The 4867-nt window shown below is 50.7% G+C and carries 5 protein-coding genes; all 5 read left to right on the top strand.

The features are described 5' to 3' along the window. A partial coding sequence (locus K2I50_RS09775; protein WP_301026136.1) for an alpha-1,3-galactosidase-related protein occupies positions 1-1078 on the top strand: 1078 nt, incomplete at its 5' end. 45 nt (positions 1079-1123) lie between these two features. Further along, the gene (locus K2I50_RS09770; RefSeq protein WP_301026135.1) at positions 1124-2638 is read left to right on the top strand and encodes a Y-family DNA polymerase; all 1515 of its coding nucleotides are present in this window, start codon (positions 1124-1126) and stop codon (positions 2636-2638) included. Beyond that, positions 2635-2871: a hypothetical protein gene (locus K2I50_RS09765; protein WP_301026134.1), complete on the top strand. Its 237-nt coding sequence runs from the start codon at positions 2635-2637 to the stop codon at positions 2869-2871. The genes K2I50_RS09770 and K2I50_RS09765 overlap by 4 nt, the downstream gene beginning before the upstream one ends. A gap of 49 nt (positions 2872-2920) precedes the next feature. Further along, complete coding sequence (gene menB, locus K2I50_RS09760) at positions 2921-3739, top strand: 1,4-dihydroxy-2-naphthoyl-CoA synthase (RefSeq protein ID WP_301026133.1); 819 nt, start codon at positions 2921-2923, stop codon at positions 3737-3739. Continuing rightward, entirely contained in the window at positions 3739-4809 is a 1071-nt protein-coding gene (locus tag K2I50_RS09755; protein WP_526022981.1) for an o-succinylbenzoate synthase, read from the top strand. Before menB ends, K2I50_RS09755 begins: the two co-directional genes overlap by 1 nt. The last annotated feature ends 58 nt before the right edge of the window (positions 4810-4867 follow it).

The following is a 4867-nucleotide window of genomic DNA, read 5'->3' as shown; positions in this document are numbered from 1 at the left end:
TATGACCATACGTGATATCATACGCCGGGAGGTGGGAATGCTCAATATCCATAGTCGCAATACAAGGCTGTATAATCTGAATGTCAGGTATATGCATGGCCTCGGCATTGTGAGCCAGTATAGTACAGATGTAACGCTGATGAATGTAAACTGCATGCCTGACCCTGAGTCGGGACGCATACTTGCATCTTCTGCCGATTTTGCCCATTTTTCGGGATGTCGCGGGCATGTAGAGATTACAGGCTGCAACTTTGCGGGAGCACAGGATGATGTAATCAATGTGCATGGAACCAATCTGCAGGTGGTGTCCGTAAATGGAGAACGCGCACTCACCGCCCGTTTTATGCATCATCAGAGCTATGGGTTCAAGGCATTTCATGTCGGGGATACTGTAGCTTTTGTCAATCCGGCCACAATGGTACGTGAGGCAATCGCCGTCGTTTCCGATGTAAGGATGGACAGTGCCAATCCTCGTGAAATCGGTCTGTCGTTCAAGGCACCGCTTCCTGACGGGTATATATCGCCTGGAGTGACATGTGTAGAGAATCTTACCTGGACACCTTCGCTTCATGTGAGCGGATGTACGATGACGAGGATAAGTACCCGCGGTATACTGGCTACTACTCCGCGGCGTATAGTGATAGAAAACAACCGGTTCGAGCGGATTGCCGGTACTGCAATTCTTGTCGAGTCGGACGCTCGCGACTGGTTTGAGTCCGGGCCCGTCAGGGATCTTACTGTGCGCAACAATCTGTTTGTGGATTGCGGTTACAACAACAGCATGAATGGAGCTACGATTGCATTGAACCCCTCCAATACAGTGGTTGGTGCTGACAACATAGTGCATTCGGGAGTGAATATTCTTGATAACAGAATCGAGATATCAGGCGACAGACCGGTATTATATGCCAAATCGACAGGCAATCTGAAATTCTCGGGCAATACAGTGGCCGGTACCGACAAGCCGCTATTCATACTGCGCGGATGCTCCGATGTGGAGATTTCCGGCAATGTGATGGCTGCTCCCGATGTTGACGATACTGAGTGCCGTAATGTCAGTGTGTCAGATAATAAGTAGTATTTTTGCGACTTCTGATTAATAGGTAGTGCAGCGATATCTGCTATGGATAACAGACAACGAAGTTATATCGCCATTGACCTGAAATCGTTTTATGCTTCGGTCGAGTGTGTCGCCAGGGGGCTCGACCCTCTTGACGCCAATCTCGTAGTGGCCGACTCTTCACGCACGCAAAAGACAATATGCCTTGCGGTCTCCCCGCAGATGAAAGGGTACGGACTGAAAGGTCGTCCTCGTCTTTTTGAAGTGGTGCAGCGTATCCGGGAAGTCAATATAGCGCGTAGCTGCGATGCGCCCGGAGGGAAATTTACCGGCAAGTCATATTCGGCTCAGGAGCTTGCATCGCATCCGGAAATGGCGGTAGATTATGTGGTGGCAAAACCACGCATGGCCGAGTATCTGCGTAAGAGCGCCGAGATATATAAGGTGTATCTACGGTACATATCTCCGGAGGATATTCATGTCTATTCGATTGACGAGGTGTTTATCGATGTTACATCATATCTTCGCAGCTATGGCGTCACGCCACATGAACTTGCCTTGAGGATTATACGCGATGTGCTGGCTACTACCGGCATCACGGCCACAGCCGGAATAGGTACGAATATGTATCTCTGTAAGGTGGCTATGGATATTGTAGCAAAGAAAATGGCTCCTGACAAAGATGGTGTGCGTATCGCCGAACTTGACGAGATGAGTTATCGTCGTATGCTGTGGGAGCATCGTCCGCTGACTGACTTCTGGCGTATAGGCCGCGGTATATCACGACGACTTGAACAGTATGGAATGACCACTATGGGCGATGTGGCCAGGTGCTCGATAGACAATGAGGGACTGCTCTATTCTCTTTTCGGGGTAAATGCCGAACTGCTGATTGACCATGCGTGGGGGTGGGAGCCGGTGACAATGGATATGGTAAAGGCATATCGTCCCGAAAACCGCTCGATGGGTAGCGGCCAGGTGTTGAGTTGTGCGTATACGGCAGAAAAAGCCCGTGTAGTCGCGCTTGAGATGGCCGAAACTCTGTCGCTGGCGCTTTTCCGCAAGGGATGCATGACCGACAGGATTATGCTAGGTGTAGGCTATGATGCGGCATCGCTGTCGGACCCGGATATTGCAACGCGTTATCATGGACGCGTGTCCACGGATTTTTATGGACGCCGCGTGCCATATCATACACATGTTACGGGCAATCTTACGGAATATACTTCATCGACAAGGATAATCGTGCAGGCGGTGGCAGAACTGTTTGACGGGGCTGTAAACCGTGATTTGCTCGTGAGGCGTCTTACAGTCACCGCTCTACATATTGAGGATGAACAAAATGTGTACGACCGGGACTGCGGGACAAGCCAGCTGGAACTGTTTGTTGACTATGACAAGCTGAAGGCCGACAGGGAGGAGAAGGAACAGAAAATAAAGCGTGAGCGTAGCCTGCAACAGGCGCTTTTGAGAATCAAGGACACATATGGAAAGAATGCCATACTGCGTGGGCTCAATTATGCGGAAGGGGCAACCCAGCGTGAGCGTAATTTCCAGATAGGAGGACATAAGGCATGAGCAAGTATGACGATATAATAAATATGCCACGGCATGTGTCGGCGGTACGCAGGCCGATGGCGCCGGAGGCACGTGCCGCCCAGTTTGCGCCTTTTGCAGCGCTGACAGGGCATGATGAAATACTCAGCGATACCGTACGAATCAACGAGATGGAATATGACAGCATCCCCGATGATTGCCGTGAGGAATACACGGATGAATTACCGATGCATCCATATGAGTCAGGGATATGAATGATAGTGGGAAATTTTGTATCTTTGCGGTAAAATAAAATCACCAGTTATGAGAGAATGGACTACCATCAAAGAGTATGAGGACATACTCTTTCAGCAATATGGCGGAATTGCCAAGATAACAATCAATCGCCCTCAGGTATATAACGCGTTTCGTCCAAAAACCAACGAGGAGATGCTCGACGCTATGGCCATATGCCGTGAGCGCGCGGATATCGGTGTGGTAGTGCTTACCGGCACCGGCGACAAGGCATTCTGCTCCGGTGGCGACCAGAAAGTAAAGGGAATCGGAGGGTATATTGATGACAACGGTGTGCCGCGTCTCAATGTGCTTGACCTCCACAAGGCTATCCGAAGCATTCCTAAGCCGGTAATCGCTATGGTCAACGGCTATGCCATAGGTGGCGGACATGTACTTCACGTGGTGTGTGACCTTACAATCGCTTCGGAAAATGCACGCTTTGGTCAGACAGGTCCTAAAGTCGGCAGTTTTGATGCAGGCTTCGGTTCGAGTTATCTTGCCCGTTGCGTCGGCCAGAAGAAAGCCCGCGAGATATGGTTCCTGTGTCGTCAATACACGGCAAAAGAGGCTGAGGAGATGGGTATGGTCAACAAGGTTGTGCCGTTCGACCGTCTGGAGGATGAGACCGTAGAGTGGTGTGAGACCATACTTAAGCGCAGCCCTATGGCTATACGTATGATCAAGCGTGCGCTTAATGCCGAACTTGACGGACAGAGAGGCATGATGGAGTTTGCCGGCGACGCTACATTGCTTTACTATCTTATGGCTGAGGCCCAGGAGGGTAAGAACGCATTCCTCGAGAAGCGCGATCCTGATTTCAGCAAGTTTCAGAAATTCCCCGGCTGATAGTGAAGGCTGAATATTGTCGTTACCGGCTTGTGTTCCATGAGCCGGCAGTCACGTCGCGCGATGTGATGACTGATAAGGAGACTTATTTCATACGTATTTCCGACGAGCGGCACCCGGGAGTATATGGAATAGGGGAGTGTGCTGTGTTTCGTGGGCTTAGTGCTGACGATACGCCTGATTATGAGGGTATTCTGGCAGGCGTGTGCGCAGATATCTCCCGGTATGGTCTGACGGCTGTAATGCCTGGTGACAGCAGTTCGATACTGTTCGGGGTAGAGAGTGCGTTGGCCGACCTTCGCAACGGAGGCCGGAGGTTACTTTGGCCGGGGCGATGGACACGTGGGGAAATCTCTATTCCAATCAACGGGCTTATATGGATGGGAAGCCATGACCGCATGCTGGCTCGAATCGACGAGAAGATTGCGGCGGGATTCAGGTGTATAAAGCTGAAGATAGGAGGTATTGATTTTGATGAGGAACTGGATCTGATAAATCATATACGGCAGCGTTATACGCCTGAGCATCTGGAATTGCGACTCGATGCAAATGGCTCGTTTGCACCTGACGACGCTTTGTATAATCTTAGGGCTCTCGCGCCTTATGGCATACACTCCATCGAGCAGCCGATAAGGGCGGGACAAGCTGATGCCATGGCCGAGATATGCCGTAAAAGTCCGATACCGGTAGCACTTGACGAGGAACTTATCGGATGTCGTGATACTAAGGCGAAAACATCATTGCTTGACAGCATAAAGCCTCAGTACATAATATTGAAACCGTCGCTTTGCGGTGGCTTTGCCGCTTCGGAGGAATGGGTGTCGCTGGCATGTGAGCGCGGCATCGGATGGTGGGCCACGTCGGCTCTTGAGAGTGATATAGGACTAAACGCCATAGCACAGTGGTGTGGCTCTATGAATACGGTGATCCCCCAGGGGCTTGGCACCGGACGCCTTTATGTGAATAACATCACTTCGCCTTTGCGTCAGATTGGCGACGGGTTGTGTTATGACCCGAAAGGGGTGTGGATGCTGCCGGAGATGGAGTGGAAATTCTTAGAGCTTGTTTAATAATAAATGTTGCCGCCAGGGTCGTATAGCTTGAGACGATTTTCGACATGTGACGAAG

This window comes from Muribaculum sp. (genome assembly GCF_029051885.1).
Taxonomy (GTDB): domain Bacteria; phylum Bacteroidota; class Bacteroidia; order Bacteroidales; family Muribaculaceae; genus Muribaculum.
The sequence above is the reverse complement of the archived record's forward strand: the minus strand, read 5'-3'. Positions and strand labels throughout refer to the sequence as shown.

What these genes read in the sequence shown, in the direction of transcription:
- K2I50_RS09770 (WP_301026135.1), top strand. Translation starts at nt 1,124, where the DNA reads ATGGATAACAGACAACGAAGTTATATCGCCATTGACCTGAAATCGTTT.
- K2I50_RS09765 (WP_301026134.1), top strand. Translation starts at nt 2,635, where the DNA reads ATGAGCAAGTATGACGATATAATAAATATGCCACGGCATGTGTCGGCG.
- menB (WP_301026133.1), top strand. Translation starts at nt 2,921, where the DNA reads ATGAGAGAATGGACTACCATCAAAGAGTATGAGGACATACTCTTTCAG.